The sequence below is a fragment of the Bacillus cereus group sp. N21 genome (assembly GCF_016483395.1).
GTDB classification, from domain to species: Bacteria; Bacillota; Bacilli; order Bacillales; family Bacillaceae_G; genus Bacillus_A; species Bacillus_A pseudomycoides.
Map to the genome: position 1 here is coordinate 74,220 of NZ_JAEHBX010000002.1, position 15,786 is coordinate 90,005.

Genomic DNA, 15,786 nt, shown 5'->3' on the forward strand with positions numbered 1-15,786 from the left:
ACCCCCTTAAGAAGAGGGTCATATTTGCGAAGGTATCGCTATTACACTTCCATGATTTCTTTTTCTTTGTTTTTTGCGATTTCGTCAACTTTTGCAATATATTTATCTGTTTCTTTTTGGATATCTTCTGTATATCCTCTTAAGTCGTCTTCTGTAATATCTCCAGCTTTTTCAAGCTTTTTAAGATCATCATTAGCATCACGACGTACGTTACGAACTGCTACTTTTGCTTCTTCAGCATATTTCTTAACAGTTTTTACTAGGTCTCTACGACGTTCTTCTGTTAATGCAGGGAATGCAATACGAATTACTGATCCGTCGTTAGAAGGATTTAGACCTAAATCAGCTTTTAAAATTGCTTTTTCAATATCACCGATAGAAGTTTTATCATACGGCTGAATAACAAGCAAACGTGCTTCAGGAACTGTAATGTTCGCTAATTGCACAACAGGTGTTGGTGCACCATAATAATCAACTTGTACTTTATCTAATGCAGACGCGCTTGCACGACCAGCACGAACTGAAGCTAATTCGCGAGAATAAGCAGCAACTGCTTTTTCCATTTTTTCATTTGCAGCTTTTAATACTTGTTGTCCCATTTTTATTTCCCCCTTACAATTGTTCCAATATTTTCGCCTAAAACGGCACGCTTAATATTACCTTTTTCCATAACCGAGAATACAATTAATGGAATATCATTATCCATACATAAAGAAGAAGCAGTAGAATCCATTACACCTAAACCTTCTTTTAATACATCTAAGTAAGTAAGTGTTTCATATTTCGTAGCTGCTGGGTCAATAGATGGATCTGCATTATATACGCCATCTACATTGTTTTTCGCCATTAAAATAACATCAGCTTCGATTTCTGCTGCACGTAATGCTGCAGTTGTATCTGTAGAGAAGTACGGGTTACCTGTACCCGCTGCAAAGATAACAACACGCTTCTTCTCTAAGTGACGAACTGCTTTGCGGCGAATGTAAGGTTCTGCCACTTGACGCATTTCAATAGAAGTTTGAACGCGTGTTTGAATTCCAATGTTCTCCAAGCTATCTTGAAGAGCTAATGAGTTCATAACTGTCGCTAACATGCCCATGTAGTCCGCTCCTGCACGGTCCATGCCCATTTCACTTCCAATTTTCCCACGCCAAATGTTACCGCCGCCAACAACAACAGCAACCTCTACATCAAGTTCTGCAATTTCTTTCACTTGTTCTGCAACTGACTTAATAACAGCTGGGTTAATTCCAAATCCTTGTTCACCAGCTAAAGCTTCTCCGCTTAGTTTTAAAACGACACGATCATATTTCGGTTTACTCATAATGAACCTCCAATTGCTTACATCTTTATTTTAAAAAAGGGAACACAATGTGTTCCCTAATCTGTATTAGTTGTTACCTTTTACTTGGTTCATTACTTCTTCAGCAAAGTTGTCTTCGCGTTTTTCGATACCTTCACCAACAGCGTAGCGAACGAATCCTTTTAATGTTCCGCCTTTAGACTCAACGAACTGACGAACTTTCATATCAGGGTTTTTAACGAATGCTTGGTCAAGTAAGCAAATCTCTTCAAAGAATTTACCTAGACGGCCTTCAACCATCTTAGCAACGATTTTTTCAGGCTTGCCTTCGTTTAAAGCTTGTTGTGTTAATACTTGACGCTCGTGCTCAACTTCTTCAGCTGTTACAGCATCGCGGTCGATGTATTTAGGGTTAACTGCTGCAATGTGCATTGCTACATCTTTAGCAGCCGCTTCATCTGTAGAACCTTCAAGAACTGTTAATACACCAATGCGTCCACCCATGTGTAGGTAAGCACCGAATGCATCTGCATCAGTTTTTGATACGATTTCGAAACGACGAAGTGTAAGTTTTTCACCAATTTTAGCGATTGCTTCGTTGATGTACTCTTCTACTGTTTTGCCGTTTGCAATTGTTTGAGCCATAGCTTCTTCAATGTTAGCAGGTTTGTTAGCTAATAAATGAGCAGCTAATTCTTTAATTAATGTTTGGAAACCTTCGTTTTTCGCAACGAAATCAGTTTCAGAGTTTAATTCTAAGATTAAACCTTCGTTACCGTTTGTTTCGATGAAAGTTAAACCTTCAGCAGCGATGCGGTCTGCTTTTTTAGCAGCTTTCGCAATACCTTTTTCACGTAAGAAGTCAATTGCTTTCTCCATGTCGCCGTTAGTTTCTGTTAAAGCTTTTTTGCAGTCCATCATACCCGCGCCAGTTTTTTCACGAAGTTCTTTTACCATTTGTGCAGTGATTGCCATATTTTTCATCCTCCTAAAATATGTATTTATACCTTTTGAAAAGGTGTTTATACCTTAAAAAAGGTGATAAAAGGCCGAACCCCTTATCACCTTTCAAATTTGTTACGCAGTAACAGTTTCTTCACCTTGTTTTGCTTCAAGGATCGCGTCTGCCATTTTAGATGTAAGAAGTTTTACAGCACGAATTGCATCATCGTTTGCTGGAATTACGTGATCGATTTCGTCTGGATCACAGTTTGTATCAACGATACCGATGATTGGAATGTGTAATTTGCGTGCTTCAGCAACTGCGATACGCTCTTTACGAGGGTCTACTACGAATAATGCACTTGGAAGACCTTTCATATCTTTAATACCGCCTAAGAATTTTTCAAGACGCTCTAACTCTTTTTTAAGTTGAACAACTTCTTTCTTAGGAAGTACATCGAATGTACCATCTTCTTGCATTCTTTCGATGTCTTTAAGACGCTTGATACGCTTTTGGATTGTTTGGAAGTTTGTTAACGTTCCACCTAACCAACGTTGGTTAACGAAGTACATACCTGCACGAGTTGCTTCTTCTTTAATAGCTTCTTGTGCTTGTTTTTTTGTACCTACGAATAAAATGTCGCCACCTTCAGCAGCGATGTTACGCATTACGTTGAAAGCTTCTTCAACTTTTTTCACAGTTTTTTGTAAGTCGATGATGTAGATACCGTTACGCTCTGTGAAAATGTAACGTTTCATTTTTGGGTTCCAACGACGAGTTTGATGTCCGAAATGAACACCAGCTTCAAGCAATTGCTTCATAGAAATTACTGACATAATTTAGTTCCTCCTAAATGGTTTTTGATATCCTCCGTTTACTTCATCTTTAAGCGAAACTACAAGCGTAGCACCAACACTTAAATCGGTAAACGTGTGTACTTTGTACTGACACCACTGCTTACTATATCATAATGAAATATTACAATCAAGTCGAAAATGCGAACAATGTAAAACTTTCTTTTTAATTATGATTTTACTCATCTATTTCTCAATTCTAACTTCAGTATTACCACTCTTCCTTTACTTTAAGCAGCCGTACCTAATAAAGCAAAACTACGGCTTTTTCCCCATCAGAACGCAATGAATCTTTTAGAAAATAAAAAAGCTCTCCTCACATGAGGAGAGCTTCCCTTAACAATTAGTTTGTTTTTAATTTAGCAAGTTCATGTAAAAACTTGTCGTTTAATACTTTAATGTATGTTCCTTTCATACCTAAAGAACGAGATTCAATAACGCCTGCACTTTCTAATTTACGAAGTGCGTTTACGATTACAGAACGAGTAATTCCTACACGATCAGCAATTTTACTTGCAACAAGTAAACCTTCTGTTCCATTTAATTCTTCGAAGATGTGCTCAATTGCTTCTAACTCACTGTATGATAACGAGCTAATTGCCATTTGAACGACCGCTTTACTACGCGCTTCTTCTTCGATTTCTTCCGCTTTTTCGCGTAAGATTTCCATACCTACTACAGTTGAGCTGTATTCAGCAAGAATTAAATCATCATCTAAAAATTCTTGACCAAGACGCGCTAACACTAGTGTACCTAGACGCTCACCGCCACCAACGATCGGTACAATTGTAGTTAAACCTTGACCGAATAATTCTTTGTTTTCTACAGGGAATGCTGTAAATTGACTGTTTACATCTAAGTTTGAAGATGTTTCTGTAACGTTGAATAGGCTTTGTGTATACTCTTCTGGGAATTGACGCTCTGCAAGCATTTGTTTCATGCGCTCATTCTCGATTTGTTGGTGAATTGCATATCCTAATAATTTACCGCGACGACTTACAACGAATACGTTTGCTTCAATTACTTCACACATTGTATCTGACATTTCTCTAAAGTTTACAGGCTTTCCTGCTGCGCTCTGTAATAACGCATTTAATTTTCTCGTTTTTGCTAATAATTCCATTTCAAAAGTTCCTCCTACATGTTACTTACATATTTTTTCATCACTTGGAAACTAGGGCGAGTCACCTGATGACACTATTACAAAATAAACTGGCTCACATCTTTATTTTTAGCAATCGTTGCTAATTTTTCCTCTACATATTGAGGTGTTATCGTTATTTTCTCTAACGTAATCTCAGATGCTTCAAACGATAAATCTTCAAGAAGTTTCTCCATAATGGTATGAAGTCTTCTCGCTCCAATATTATCCGTATCTTGATTAACTTGATAAGCAATCTCAGCAATCTTACGAATAGCTTCGTCAGAAAATTCAATTTCTATACCCTCAGTTGCTAATAATGCTATATATTGCTTCACTAAAGCATTATCAGGTTCTACAAGAATTTTAACAAAATCATCTACCGATAATTTTGTTAATTCCACTCGAATCGGGAATCTTCCTTGCAGTTCTGGAATTAAATCAGACGGTTTGGACATATGGAAGGCACCAGCCGCAATAAATAAAATATAATCTGTTTTCACCGATCCATATTTCGTTGCAACGTTCGATCCTTCTACAATTGGCAAAATGTCACGCTGTACACCTTCACGCGATACATCCACGCTATTCGACTGCTTACCAGCAATTTTGTCAATTTCATCAATAAAAATAATCCCGAGCTGTTCAGCACGATAAACAGCCTCTTGTGTAACTTCATCCATATCAATTAAGCGCTGTGCTTCCTCATTTGTCAAGACTTTTCTTGCTTCTTTTACAGAAAGTTTACGTTTTTTCGTTTTTTTCGGCATAAAACTTCCTAATGCATCTTGGAAATTCATCCCCATTTGCTCCATACCAGTACCTTGCAACATATCAAACATAGAAGACTGTTGTTCCGTCACTTCAATCGATACAATTTCATCTTCAAGTAAACCTGCGGCAAGTTTCTTTTCAACTTCTCTGCGCTTCTTTTCAATTTCTGTGTCATCTTGTGTTTCAGATGTCTGATTCGCATTTTGATTTCCACCAAATAACATCTCTAACGGATTTTTGAATCCGGATTGTTTTTGCGGACTTGGCACCAAAATTTCAACAAGTCGTTGATTTGCTTGCTCCTCAGCCTTATCTTTAACCTTGACGACCATTTCTTCTTTTACGATGCGAACTGAAGTTTCTACAAGGTCACGCACCATAGATTCTACATCTCGACCGACATATCCAACTTCTGTGAATTTCGTCGCTTCAACCTTAATAAAAGGTGCTCCAACGAGCTTCGCCATTCGTCGTGCTACCTCTGTCTTTCCGACCCCTGTCGGTCCAATCATTAAAATGTTCTTCGGAGCAATTTCATCGCGTAAATCTTCCGCTAATTTACTACGACGATATCGATTTCTAAGCGCTACTGCAACCGCTTTTTTCGCATCTTTTTGACCAATAATATATTGATCCAATTTTTCTACAATTTGACGCGGAGTAAAATGTAAATGCATATAAAATGCCTCCCTTACGATTCTACAATTCTTCCACAATAATGTTGTGATTTGTATACACACAAATGTCACCAGCAATTTCTAAACTTGCTTTCGCAATTGCTTTTGCTGTTAAATGTTCACTCGCATGTTGCTTTAAAGCGCGGCCAGCTGCAAGCGCATAATGTCCACCTGAACCGATTGCTAAAATGCCATCATCCGGTTCAATTACTTCTCCTGTTCCTGAAACAAGAAGTAACGTTGTTTGATCCATAACGATTAACATCGCTTCCAATTGACGCAGCATTTTATCACCACGCCATTGTTTCGCCATTTCAACTGCAGCACGTTGTAAATTTCCATTATACTCTTCTAATTTCCCCTCAAACATTTCAAAAAGAGTAAACGCATCCGCAACGGAACCTGCAAATCCAGCTAACACCTTCCCTTGAAATAGCTTTCGAACTTTTCGTGCTGTGTGCTTCATCACAACAGCATTGCCAAATGTCACTTGTCCGTCGCCGGCCATAGCACACTCTCCATTATGGTGAATGGCAAATATCGTTGTAGCGTGGAAATTTCCCATAGAAAAAACTCCTTTATATGTTTTTATAGCTTTAAAAGCAATTTATGCCCGCGGGTGATGCTTCATGTAAACAGAACGCAATCTTTCTTTTGAAACATGCGTATAAATTTGTGTCGTTGATAGATTTTCATGACCCAATAACTCCTGCACAGTTCGTAAATCTGCACCTTCATCTAACATATGTGTAGCAAATGTATGCCTTAACATATGCGGACTTATTCGCATTGTAAGAGAAGCTTTCTTAATGAGCTCATTTAAAATATAACGAACACCGCGATCCGTTAACGGCTTACCCTTTGCATTTAAAAACACCATTTGAGAATGTTCCTCTGTTTTTTTAGCTAACTGTTTTCTACCGTTTTCTATATAAGTAATTAAAGCATCTTGGGCATAACTTCCAAACGGAACGTACCTTTGTTTTTTGCCTTTTCCCGTCACTAGAATTGTCCCTACCGAGAAATCAATATCAGTAAGTTGTAAACTTACACATTCACTCACACGGATTCCCGTTGCATACATAAGCTCTAATAAAGCTTGATCCCTTTGACCAAGTGGTGTTTTTACATCAGAAACTTCAAACAATTTCTCCAATTCTTCAACATACAAAAACTTTGGGATTGACAGTTCTTTTTTGGGGAGTGACGCAAGTGCAAACGGATTATCTTCTCGATATCCTTCACGCATCAGAAAACGATATAAACTTCGTAAGCTCGATACTTTTCTTGCGACAGATTTACGGGCTAGCTTTTCATCGTGTAATGTCGTTAAGTACAAACGAACATCTACGTATGTAACGTCTAAAAAAGAGGATATGCCTTCTCGCTCCATAAATTGCACAAAATGTTCTAAATCATTTTGATAACTTGCAATTGTATATTTTGAATAATTTCTTTCAATTTGTAAATATCCAACGAATAATTGTAACAATTTCTTCACATTCACATAACTCACCTCAATAAAGGCTACTAAATCGTATCACAACTCAGTAGCCTTTGCAAGAAATTTAACTAAATATTTACAAAATTTTGAATCATCTCTAAAGCGCGTGTTGCGTATGCTTCATTTCGCTCTTGTTTCTTTTTAATTTTCTTTTCTAATGGCGCAAATAAACCAAAGTTTGCGTTCATCGGTTGGAAGTTTTTCGCATTAGTTGCAGTAATATAATTCGCCATACTGCCCATTGCTGTTACAGGAGGTAATACAACAGGCTCTTCTCCCTTTACAAGACGAGCTGCATTAATACCTGCTAACAGCCCTGAAGCAGCCGATTCTACATATCCTTCTACACCTGTCATTTGTCCAGCAAAGAATAAATCATCACGATGTTTATATTGGTATGTTGGACGAAGTAATCTTGGTGAATTAATAAACGTATTACGATGCATTACACCATAGCGTACAATTTCTGCATTTTCAAGTCCAGGAATCAATTGTAATACTTCTTTTTGAGGTCCCCACTTTAAATGTGTTTGGAACCCAACAATATTGTATAACGTTCCTGCTGCATCATCTTGACGTAATTGAACAACAGCATATGGCGTTTTACCTGTTTTCGGATCTTCCAGCCCCACTGGTTTCATCGGTCCAAATAACAATGTCTGTCTACCACGGCTTGCCATTACTTCTACAGGCATACAACCTTCAAAGAATACTTCTTTCTCAAATTCTTTTAATGGCACTGTCTCTGCAGCAATTAAAGCATCATAAAAACGATCGAACTCTTCTTCTGTCATTGGGCAGTTTAAATAAGCCGCCTCTCCCTTATCGTAACGAGATTTTAAATATACTTTGTTCATATCAATGCTTTCTTTTTCCACAATTGGTGCAGCTGCATCATAGAAATAAAAATAATCTTCACCCGTTAACTCTTTTAACTGTGCAGAAAGTTCTGGAGATGTGAGTGGACCTGTCGCGATAACAGTTGGTCCTTCTGGAATTTCTGTCATTTCTTCGTTCATCACAGTTACGTTTGGATGATTTTTCACATACTCCGTTACTTTTGCTGCAAATTCATGCCGATCAACCGCTAATGCTCCTCCTGCTGGCACAGAACACTCATCTGCCGCACGGATAATAACAGAGTCCATTTTGCGCATTTCTTCTTTAATGACCCCAACAGCATTTGTTAATGTATTTGCACGAAGTGAGTTACTGCATACTAACTCAGCAAATTTATCTGTGTGATGAGCCGGCGTTTGTCTTACTGGTCTCATTTCATATAATTTTACCTGAACACCACGTTTTGCAATTTGATAAGCTGCTTCACTTCCTGCAAGACCTGCGCCAATGACGTTTACTACTTGTGTTATCATGTATTTATCACCTTTCCTTTTCTATCCCGAAAAAAATGTGAGCAGTTACGCTCACATTTGTTGTTCTTCTTCATAATCACAAGAAATACATTGTACTTGAACGCCTTTTTTCAGCTTCTTCTCTACGAGCATACCTTCACATTTCGGGCATTTCCGGCCAATCGGTTTATCCCAAGATACAAAGTCACATTCTGGATATGTGCCACATCCATAGAAAAGACGTTTCTTTTTATTACTTCGGCGTTCAATAATTTGTCCTTTATCACATTTCGGACAAGTTACACCGATTTCTTTCACAATCGGTTTTGTATTGCGACAATCAGGGAAATTAGAACAAGCCATAAACTTCCCGTATTTGCCCATTTTAAAGACCATTGGGTGACCGCATAATTCACAATCTTCCCCAGCAGGTTCATCTTTAATTTCGACTTCACGCATCTCCTTTTCCGCTTTTTCTAAGCGGGGTTCAAAGCCTACGTAGAAATCATCAACAATTTTCACCCAATTTGCTTTCCCCTCTTCTACTTCATCAAGGTTTTGCTCCATATTGGCCGTAAATTCAATGTTAATAATTTCTGGGAAAAACTCTAAAATAAGTTCAATTACAATTTCTCCAAGTTCAGTCGGAACAAAGCGTTTATTGTCTAATGCAACATATCCTCGCTTCTGAATCGTTTCAAGTGTTGGTACGTAAGTAGACGGTCTCCCGATTCCAAGCTCTTCAAGCATCCTAACTAAACGAGCCTCTGTATAACGTGGTGGCGGCTGCGTAAAGTGCTGCTTTGGATCCATATCTTTTGAAAATACAGTTTCTCCTATTTCTAAAGGAGGCAACATTTTATCTTTTTCTTCCGCACCATCATCTTTCGATTCTACGTAAACTTTCATAAACCCTGAAAATTTCACTACTGAGCCACTTGCACGGAATTGAACGTTATTATTAATGAGTCTAGCTGTAACAGTATCCATTACAGCAGATGCCATTTGACTTGCAACAAATCGCTCCCAAATCAATTTGTACAGACGATGTTGATCACGACTTAAGAAACTTTTTAGTTCCTCTGGCTTTCTCATTACCGAAGTTGGACGAATTGCTTCATGCGCATCTTGTGCATTCGCTTTTTTCGTTTCCTTCTTCTTCTCTGTCCCTATGTATTCTGAACCAAACGCCTCAGTAATATAAGAGCGAGCTTCCTCTTGAGCAGTTTCCGATATACGCGTTGAGTCTGTTCTCATATACGTAATAAGACCTACGGTTCCCTGTTTACCAATATCTATCCCTTCGTATAGCTGCTGCGCAAGCATCATTGTCTTCTTTGCTCGCATATTTAACTTACGTGCAGCTTCTTGTTGTAAAGAAGACGTTGTAAATGGTAATGCAGGATTACGTTTCCGCTCTTTTTTCGTTACATTTTCAACTGAAAACGCATTGTCTTTCATTGTTTCAATTATGTCTTTTACTTGCGCTTCATTTGTTAATTGAACCTTTTCTCCATTCACACCATAAAAAGATGCTTCAAATGTGTCTTTTCCTTTGACAAATTCTGTTTTAATTGTCCAGAACTCTTCCGGAATAAAACTTTGAATTTCTTTTTCACGATCAATAATTAAGCGAACCGCTACAGATTGTACACGTCCTGCACTTAATCCCTTTTTGACTTTCTTCCATAATAAAGGACTAATATTATAACCAACAAGGCGATCAAGTATCCGTCTTGCTTGCTGTGCATCTACTAAATCCATATTAATTGCACGAGGATGCTTAAATGACTCTTTAATCGCATCTTTTGTAATTTCATTAAATACAACCCGGCAATCTGATTCAACATCCACATTTAGCGTATTCGCTAAATGCCAAGCGATCGCTTCTCCTTCGCGGTCTGGATCGGCCGCGAGATAGACTTTTTTTGCTTTTTTTGCTGCTGATTTTAAATCTTTTAAAACAGGACCTTTACCACGGATGGTAATATACTTCGGGGTGAAATTATTTTTTACTTCTATCCCCATTTGACTTTTAGGCAAATCGCGAACATGTCCCATAGACGCGACGACTTTGTATTTTTTCCCTAAATATTTCTCAATGGTTTTCGCCTTAGAAGGCGACTCCACGATTACGAGGTAATCTGACATGCTAGTGCCTCCTTAAGAGGTGGATTCAAGTCTTCATTAATCTTATTGATTTCTCTTGTTTTTGTCAATCAAGAATGAGTATAACATACAGTGCCACTCTACCATTTGTCAATAATTGTTTAATAAAAACATAAAAATATACGGTTAATTTAAAAATTCCTCGAGAATATCCTCTGCTTTTTGAACAAGTTTCGCCCCTTGCTTTATAAGTTGATTTGTTCCTGCTGCACTTTCTGTAAAAATAGGACCTGGAAGAGCAAATACCTCCCTATTTTGTTCTAAAGCGAGATCTGCAGTAATAAGCGAGCCACTTTTCGATTTCGCTTCCACTACTAGAACCCCTTTACAAAGACCACTGATAATTCGATTTCGCTTTGGAAAATACCATTTTCTAGGCGCGTAATGTGGCGGATATTCTGTTAATAACAGTACAGTATTCTTCCATATTTTATAAAAGTAGCAATTCTCTTTTGGATACATATACTGTAATCCATGCCCTAAGACAGCAATAGTAGGGCTATGTTGTTGCACTGCGATTTGGTGAGCAATGGTATCAATTCCATTTGCAAAACCACTTACAATTAGCCATTCTTTGTCTATTAGCGGTTGTAAAATAGATTGTATGCTTTCTTTCCCGTATAAAGAAGGTTTTCTTGTTCCAACTACTGCAAATTTATTTATTTCTCCTAATAATTCTCTCTTTCCCTTTCCATATAAAATGAAAGGCGGATCTGATATTTCACGTAATAATTCTGGATAATCATCATCCCATATTGTGACATAAAAAATATGCTTTTCTTCTAAATGATGTATACATTGTGCCGGGGTAGATGTTTGTAAGAAGCTAACTAATTCAGCAGATTTTTTCGGAGTCAGCCCAGCATACTTTTCAAATTCCACTGAACTAAATTTATACAGTTTCTTTATCTCTGGATCTATATGCAATAAGTGAGTTAACGCTTTCCAATGATCCGCTAACACATAATGAAGATGGAGCAATCGTTCCCTTTTCATGATCATTCTCCTTACCCATAATTTTTATTATGTAAACAGGAAAAAGTGTAAAAAGACACCCTCTAGCACGAAGGTGTCTTTCAAAAAGATTAATAGTTTTTACAAGTTTCAAATAATCCTTTTTCTTTTAAAACAGCGATTAAAGTTTCGCCCATAACAGCTGGTGTTTCAGCAACTTTAATACCACAAGCTTCCATTGTTTTGATTTTTTCAGCAGCTGTACCTTTACCGCCAGAAATAATCGCACCAGCATGGCCCATACGTTTTCCTGCAGGCGCTGTTTGACCACCGATAAATCCAACAACAGGTTTTGTCATATTTGCTTTTACCCACTCAGCAGCTTCTTCTTCTGCTGTTCCACCGATTTCACCAATCATAATAACAGCATGTGTTTCTTCGTCTTCATTAAACGCTTTTAACGCATCAATAAAGTCTGTACCATTGACAGGGTCGCCACCGATACCTACAGCAGTAGATTGACCAATGCCTTCTTGTGTTAATTGATGTACAGCTTCGTATGTTAATGTACCAGATCGAGATACAATACCTACATGACCTTTTTTATGAATATATCCTGGCATAATACCAATCTTACATTCATCTGGTGTAATAACACCTGGGCAGTTTGGTCCAAGTAAACGCGTCTGTTTACCTGCCATATACTTCTTAACTTTAACCATATCTAATACAGGGATTCCTTCTGTAATACATACTACTAAGTCAATCTCTGCATCAACCGCTTCCATAATCGCATCAGCCGCAAAAGCGGGTGGAACGTACACAACTGAAGCATTTGCACCCGTTGCTTTTACAGCATCTTCTACCGTATCAAAGACAGGTACACCTTCAATTTCAGTGCCACCTTTACCAGGTGTTACACCACCGACAATTTTCGTACCATATTCAATCATTTGTTTTGTATGGAATAAACCTTGTGAGCCAGTAATACCTTGTACAATAACTTTTGTATCTTTATTAACTAATACGCTCATTTTTCTCCCCCGCTTTCTATTAGCCCACTAGTGAAACAATTTTTTGTGCACCGTCTGCCATAGATTCTGCTGCAACAATATTTAAACCAGATTCATTTAAAATTTTCTTACCTAGCTCAACATTTGTACCTTCAAGACGAACAACAAGTGGTAATTCAAGGCCTACTTGTTTTGTCGCTTCAATAACACCTTCTGCAATAACATCACATTTCATAATGCCACCAAAAATATTAACGAAAATACCTTTTACATTTTTGTCAGAAAGAATAATTTTGAAAGCTTCTGTAACTTTTTCAGCTGTAGCACCGCCACCAACATCTAAGAAGTTAGCTGGATCGCCATGGTAATGTTTAATGATATCCATTGTTGCCATTGCTAATCCTGCACCATTTACCATACAACCAATATTTCCATCTAAAGGAATATAGTTTAAGTCGTATTTAGAAGCTTCAATTTCTTTCGGATCTTCTTCTTCAAGATCACGAAGTTCTAGAATGTCTTTATGACGATATAATGCATTAGAATCAAAGTTTAATTTTGCATCTAATGCCATAACTTTTCCATCACCTGTTGTAACAAGTGGGTTGATTTCTGCAATAGAGCAATCTTTTTCGATATAAGCACGATATAAGCCCATCATAAACTTCACAGCTTGTCCTACAAGCTCTTTTGGAATATTGATGTTAAATGCAATGCGGCGTGCTTGGAAACCTTGCAGACCTACTGCTGGATCAATATATTCTTTAAAGATTTTTTCTGGTGTTTTTTCTGCCACTTCTTCAATTTCTGTTCCGCCTTCTTCAGACGCCATTAAAACAACTTGAGAAGTCGCACGGTCTAAAACTAAACCAACATAATATTCTTTTTTAATATCGCAACCTTCTTCGATAAGTAAGCGTTTTACTTCCTTACCTTCAGGACCTGTTTGATGCGTAACAAGCGTAGTACCTAAAATACTTTCCGCATATGTACGAACTTCATCTAAATTTTTCGCAACTTTTACTCCGCCAGCTTTGCCGCGTCCACCAGCGTGAATTTGTGCTTTCACTACACATACATCTGTTCCTAATTCTTTCGCTGCTTCTACAGCTTCTTCTACTGTAAATGCAACCTTCCCGTTCGGAACGCTAACCCCATAGCTTCTAAGGACTGCTTTACCTTGGTACTCATGGATATTCATGGTCCCATCCTCCCCTGTTTTCCTGTTTTACTCAAAAAGTTTTTTAATGTTTAAAAAACACTACATTGCCATTGTATAAAATGATTGGCACGCTGTCTACAATAAAGTGTCAGAAAACTGAAATCGCTTTATTCTTTTTTGAAAATAGTAATGTTTATATACCAAAATAAAAAAATAAGCTGTGAGTCACAGCTTATTTTTGAATCATATCCTTAATCGGCGCAAATGTTTTTCTATGCTCTTCTAATACTCCGTACATTTCAATGGCTTGTAAATGTTGTTTCGTTCCATAGCCCATATGTTGCTCAAATCCATATGCTGGATGTTCTTTCCCAAGTTCTTTCATCATGCGATCTCTCGTTACTTTCGCAATAATAGACGCAGCTGAAATAGAAATACTTTTTGCATCACCTTTAATAATAGATGTTTGCGGAATTGGTGTAGGAAGCTTCATTGCATCAATTAATAAATGCTCTGGTGTACATGCTAAATTCGCAATTGCATCTAACATTGCTCGTTTCGTCGCTTGATAAATATTTATTTCATCAATAACTTGTGGAGATACAATTCCAACCCCAATCGCGATTGCCTGTTCTTTAATTTCATCATAAAAACGCTCACGTTTCGCTTCACTTAGTTTTTTAGAGTCATTTAACCCTGGGGTATAGAAATCTTCCGGAAGGACGACAGCAGCCGTAACAACGGGCCCAGCTAGCGGCCCCCTTCCCACTTCATCGATACCAGCAATATATGTGAGCCCTTTTTCACGTAATGCTTTTTCATATTTTGACATCTCTAAAAACTTTTCTTTTTCCTTTTGCGCTAACTCTTTTTGTTTATACCATTTTAAAATGAGCTTTTGAACGCCTTTCCGCTCATCCTTCAATAACACTTGAAATCTTTCATCTTCTTCATTCTTAATTTCTTGCAATACACATTCTGCCTCTTGAATTGTGATTTTTTGCATCAATGTACACTCCCTTTTAAAAATAACCAAAAAGAAAAGACGCACAAACGCACGTCTTATACTTCTTCTACTTCCTCTGCAAATTCTTCCGGTGTTTCAAATGTCATTTTTCCAAGTTTACCACCGCGAAGCTCGCGAAGAATAAGCTCAGATGTTTTATCATAATCAATCATTCCGCCGCCCATTAAGCAACCTCTATTTCTTCCAATCACATCAAAGAATTCTACAATGTCTTCTGGAATTTCACTTATTTTATAACGTTCTTGTATACGTTCTGGATAATGCTTTTCCATAAAACGAAGTGCATATACTGCTACATCTTGTAAATTTAAAATAGAATCTTTAATTGCACCCGTTGTCGCAAGGCGAAGTCCAACTAATTCATCTTCAAATTTAGGCCATAAAATACCTGGTGTATCCAGTAGTTCCATTTCCTTACCAACCTTAATCCATTGTTGGGCTGTTGTAACACCTGGACGATCACCTGTTTTTGCAATATTTTTCTTTGCTAATTTATTAATCAATGTAGATTTACCGACATTAGGAATACCTACAATTAAAGCGCGAATTGCTCTTGGACGAATGCCTTTTGCAACCATTTTGTCAAATTTTTCTTTTACAAGCACTTTACATGCAGCTGCAATTTCTTTCATACCTTGTCCAGCCTGCGCATTAATTGAAATTGCTTTATGCCCTTTTTCCTCAAAATAGGCGATCCATTGCTTAGTTAAGCGATCATCTGCCATATCCGCTTTATTTAAAACAACAAGCCTCGGCTTATGTGTAATAATTTCATCAATCATCGGGTTTCGAGAAGATAAAGGTAATCGAGCATCTACAAGTTCGATTACAACATCAATTAACTTTAATTTCTCTGTTACTTGGCGCCTAGCTTTTGCCATATGCCCTGGGAACCATTGAATTACCATGTTGC

The 15,786-nt window shown here is 37.6% G+C and carries 15 protein-coding genes; all 15 read right to left on the reverse strand.

Annotated elements, in window-relative coordinates; genetic code table 11:
* Positions 1-41: 41 nt before the first annotated feature.
* Complete coding sequence (frr, locus tag JDS96_RS01420) at positions 42-599, reverse strand: ribosome recycling factor (protein WP_003199493.1); 558 nt, start codon at positions 597-599, stop codon at positions 42-44.
* A 2-nt stretch (positions 600-601) separates the two neighbouring features.
* Positions 602-1,324, reverse strand: coding sequence for a UMP kinase (gene pyrH, locus JDS96_RS01425; RefSeq protein WP_199665803.1), 723 nt, complete (start codon positions 1,322-1,324; stop codon positions 602-604).
* Positions 1,325-1,390: 66 nt separating this feature from the next.
* Entirely contained in the window at positions 1,391-2,278 is an 888-nt protein-coding gene (gene tsf / locus JDS96_RS01430; protein ID WP_018764711.1) for a translation elongation factor Ts, read from the reverse strand.
* A 102-nt stretch (positions 2,279-2,380) separates the two neighbouring features.
* Positions 2,381-3,082: a 30S ribosomal protein S2 gene (rpsB, locus tag JDS96_RS01435; protein WP_018764712.1), complete on the reverse strand. Its 702-nt coding sequence runs from the start codon at positions 3,080-3,082 to the stop codon at positions 2,381-2,383.
* A 361-nt stretch (positions 3,083-3,443) separates the two neighbouring features.
* Positions 3,444-4,223 carry a GTP-sensing pleiotropic transcriptional regulator CodY gene (gene codY, locus JDS96_RS01440; protein WP_000421292.1) on the reverse strand — a complete coding sequence of 260 codons (780 nt, stop codon included), beginning with the start codon at positions 4,221-4,223 and terminating at the stop codon, positions 3,444-3,446.
* A gap of 77 nt (positions 4,224-4,300) precedes the next feature.
* Positions 4,301-5,692 carry an ATP-dependent protease ATPase subunit HslU gene (gene hslU / locus JDS96_RS01445; protein ID WP_003199484.1) on the reverse strand — a complete coding sequence of 464 codons (1,392 nt, stop codon included), beginning with the start codon at positions 5,690-5,692 and terminating at the stop codon, positions 4,301-4,303.
* 22 nt (positions 5,693-5,714) lie between these two features.
* Complete coding sequence (gene hslV, locus JDS96_RS01450) at positions 5,715-6,257, reverse strand: ATP-dependent protease proteolytic subunit HslV (RefSeq protein WP_003199482.1); 543 nt, start codon at positions 6,255-6,257, stop codon at positions 5,715-5,717.
* Positions 6,258-6,299: 42 nt separating this feature from the next.
* Positions 6,300-7,199, reverse strand: a complete 900-nt coding sequence (gene xerC, locus JDS96_RS01455; protein ID WP_016133222.1) for a tyrosine recombinase XerC — start codon at positions 7,197-7,199, stop codon at positions 6,300-6,302.
* A gap of 65 nt (positions 7,200-7,264) precedes the next feature.
* On the reverse strand, positions 7,265-8,569 hold the full coding sequence (gene trmFO / locus JDS96_RS01460) for an FADH(2)-oxidizing methylenetetrahydrofolate--tRNA-(uracil(54)-C(5))-methyltransferase TrmFO (RefSeq protein ID WP_199665804.1): 1,305 nt from the start codon (positions 8,567-8,569) through the stop codon (positions 7,265-7,267).
* A 51-nt stretch (positions 8,570-8,620) separates the two neighbouring features.
* Positions 8,621-10,699, reverse strand: a complete 2,079-nt coding sequence (topA, locus tag JDS96_RS01465) for a type I DNA topoisomerase (protein ID WP_016115962.1) — start codon at positions 10,697-10,699, stop codon at positions 8,621-8,623.
* 144 nt (positions 10,700-10,843) lie between these two features.
* Complete coding sequence (gene dprA, locus JDS96_RS01470; protein WP_199665805.1) at positions 10,844-11,713, reverse strand: DNA-processing protein DprA; 870 nt, start codon at positions 11,711-11,713, stop codon at positions 10,844-10,846.
* 89 nt (positions 11,714-11,802) lie between these two features.
* Positions 11,803-12,705: a succinate--CoA ligase subunit alpha gene (sucD, locus tag JDS96_RS01475; protein WP_003199472.1), complete on the reverse strand. Its 903-nt coding sequence runs from the start codon at positions 12,703-12,705 to the stop codon at positions 11,803-11,805.
* A gap of 19 nt (positions 12,706-12,724) precedes the next feature.
* Positions 12,725-13,885 (reverse strand): ADP-forming succinate--CoA ligase subunit beta, encoded by a 1,161-nt coding sequence (sucC, locus tag JDS96_RS01480; RefSeq protein WP_003199470.1) that lies wholly within the window; start codon positions 13,883-13,885, stop codon positions 12,725-12,727.
* A gap of 193 nt (positions 13,886-14,078) precedes the next feature.
* A complete protein-coding gene (locus JDS96_RS01485) occupies positions 14,079-14,852 on the reverse strand; it encodes a ribonuclease HII (RefSeq protein WP_199665806.1) in 774 nt (257 codons plus the stop codon).
* Between the two features lie 56 nt (positions 14,853-14,908).
* Positions 14,909-15,781, reverse strand: coding sequence for a ribosome biogenesis GTPase YlqF (ylqF, locus tag JDS96_RS01490; protein ID WP_003199468.1), 873 nt, complete (start codon positions 15,779-15,781; stop codon positions 14,909-14,911).
* Positions 15,782-15,786 lie beyond the last annotated feature (5 nt).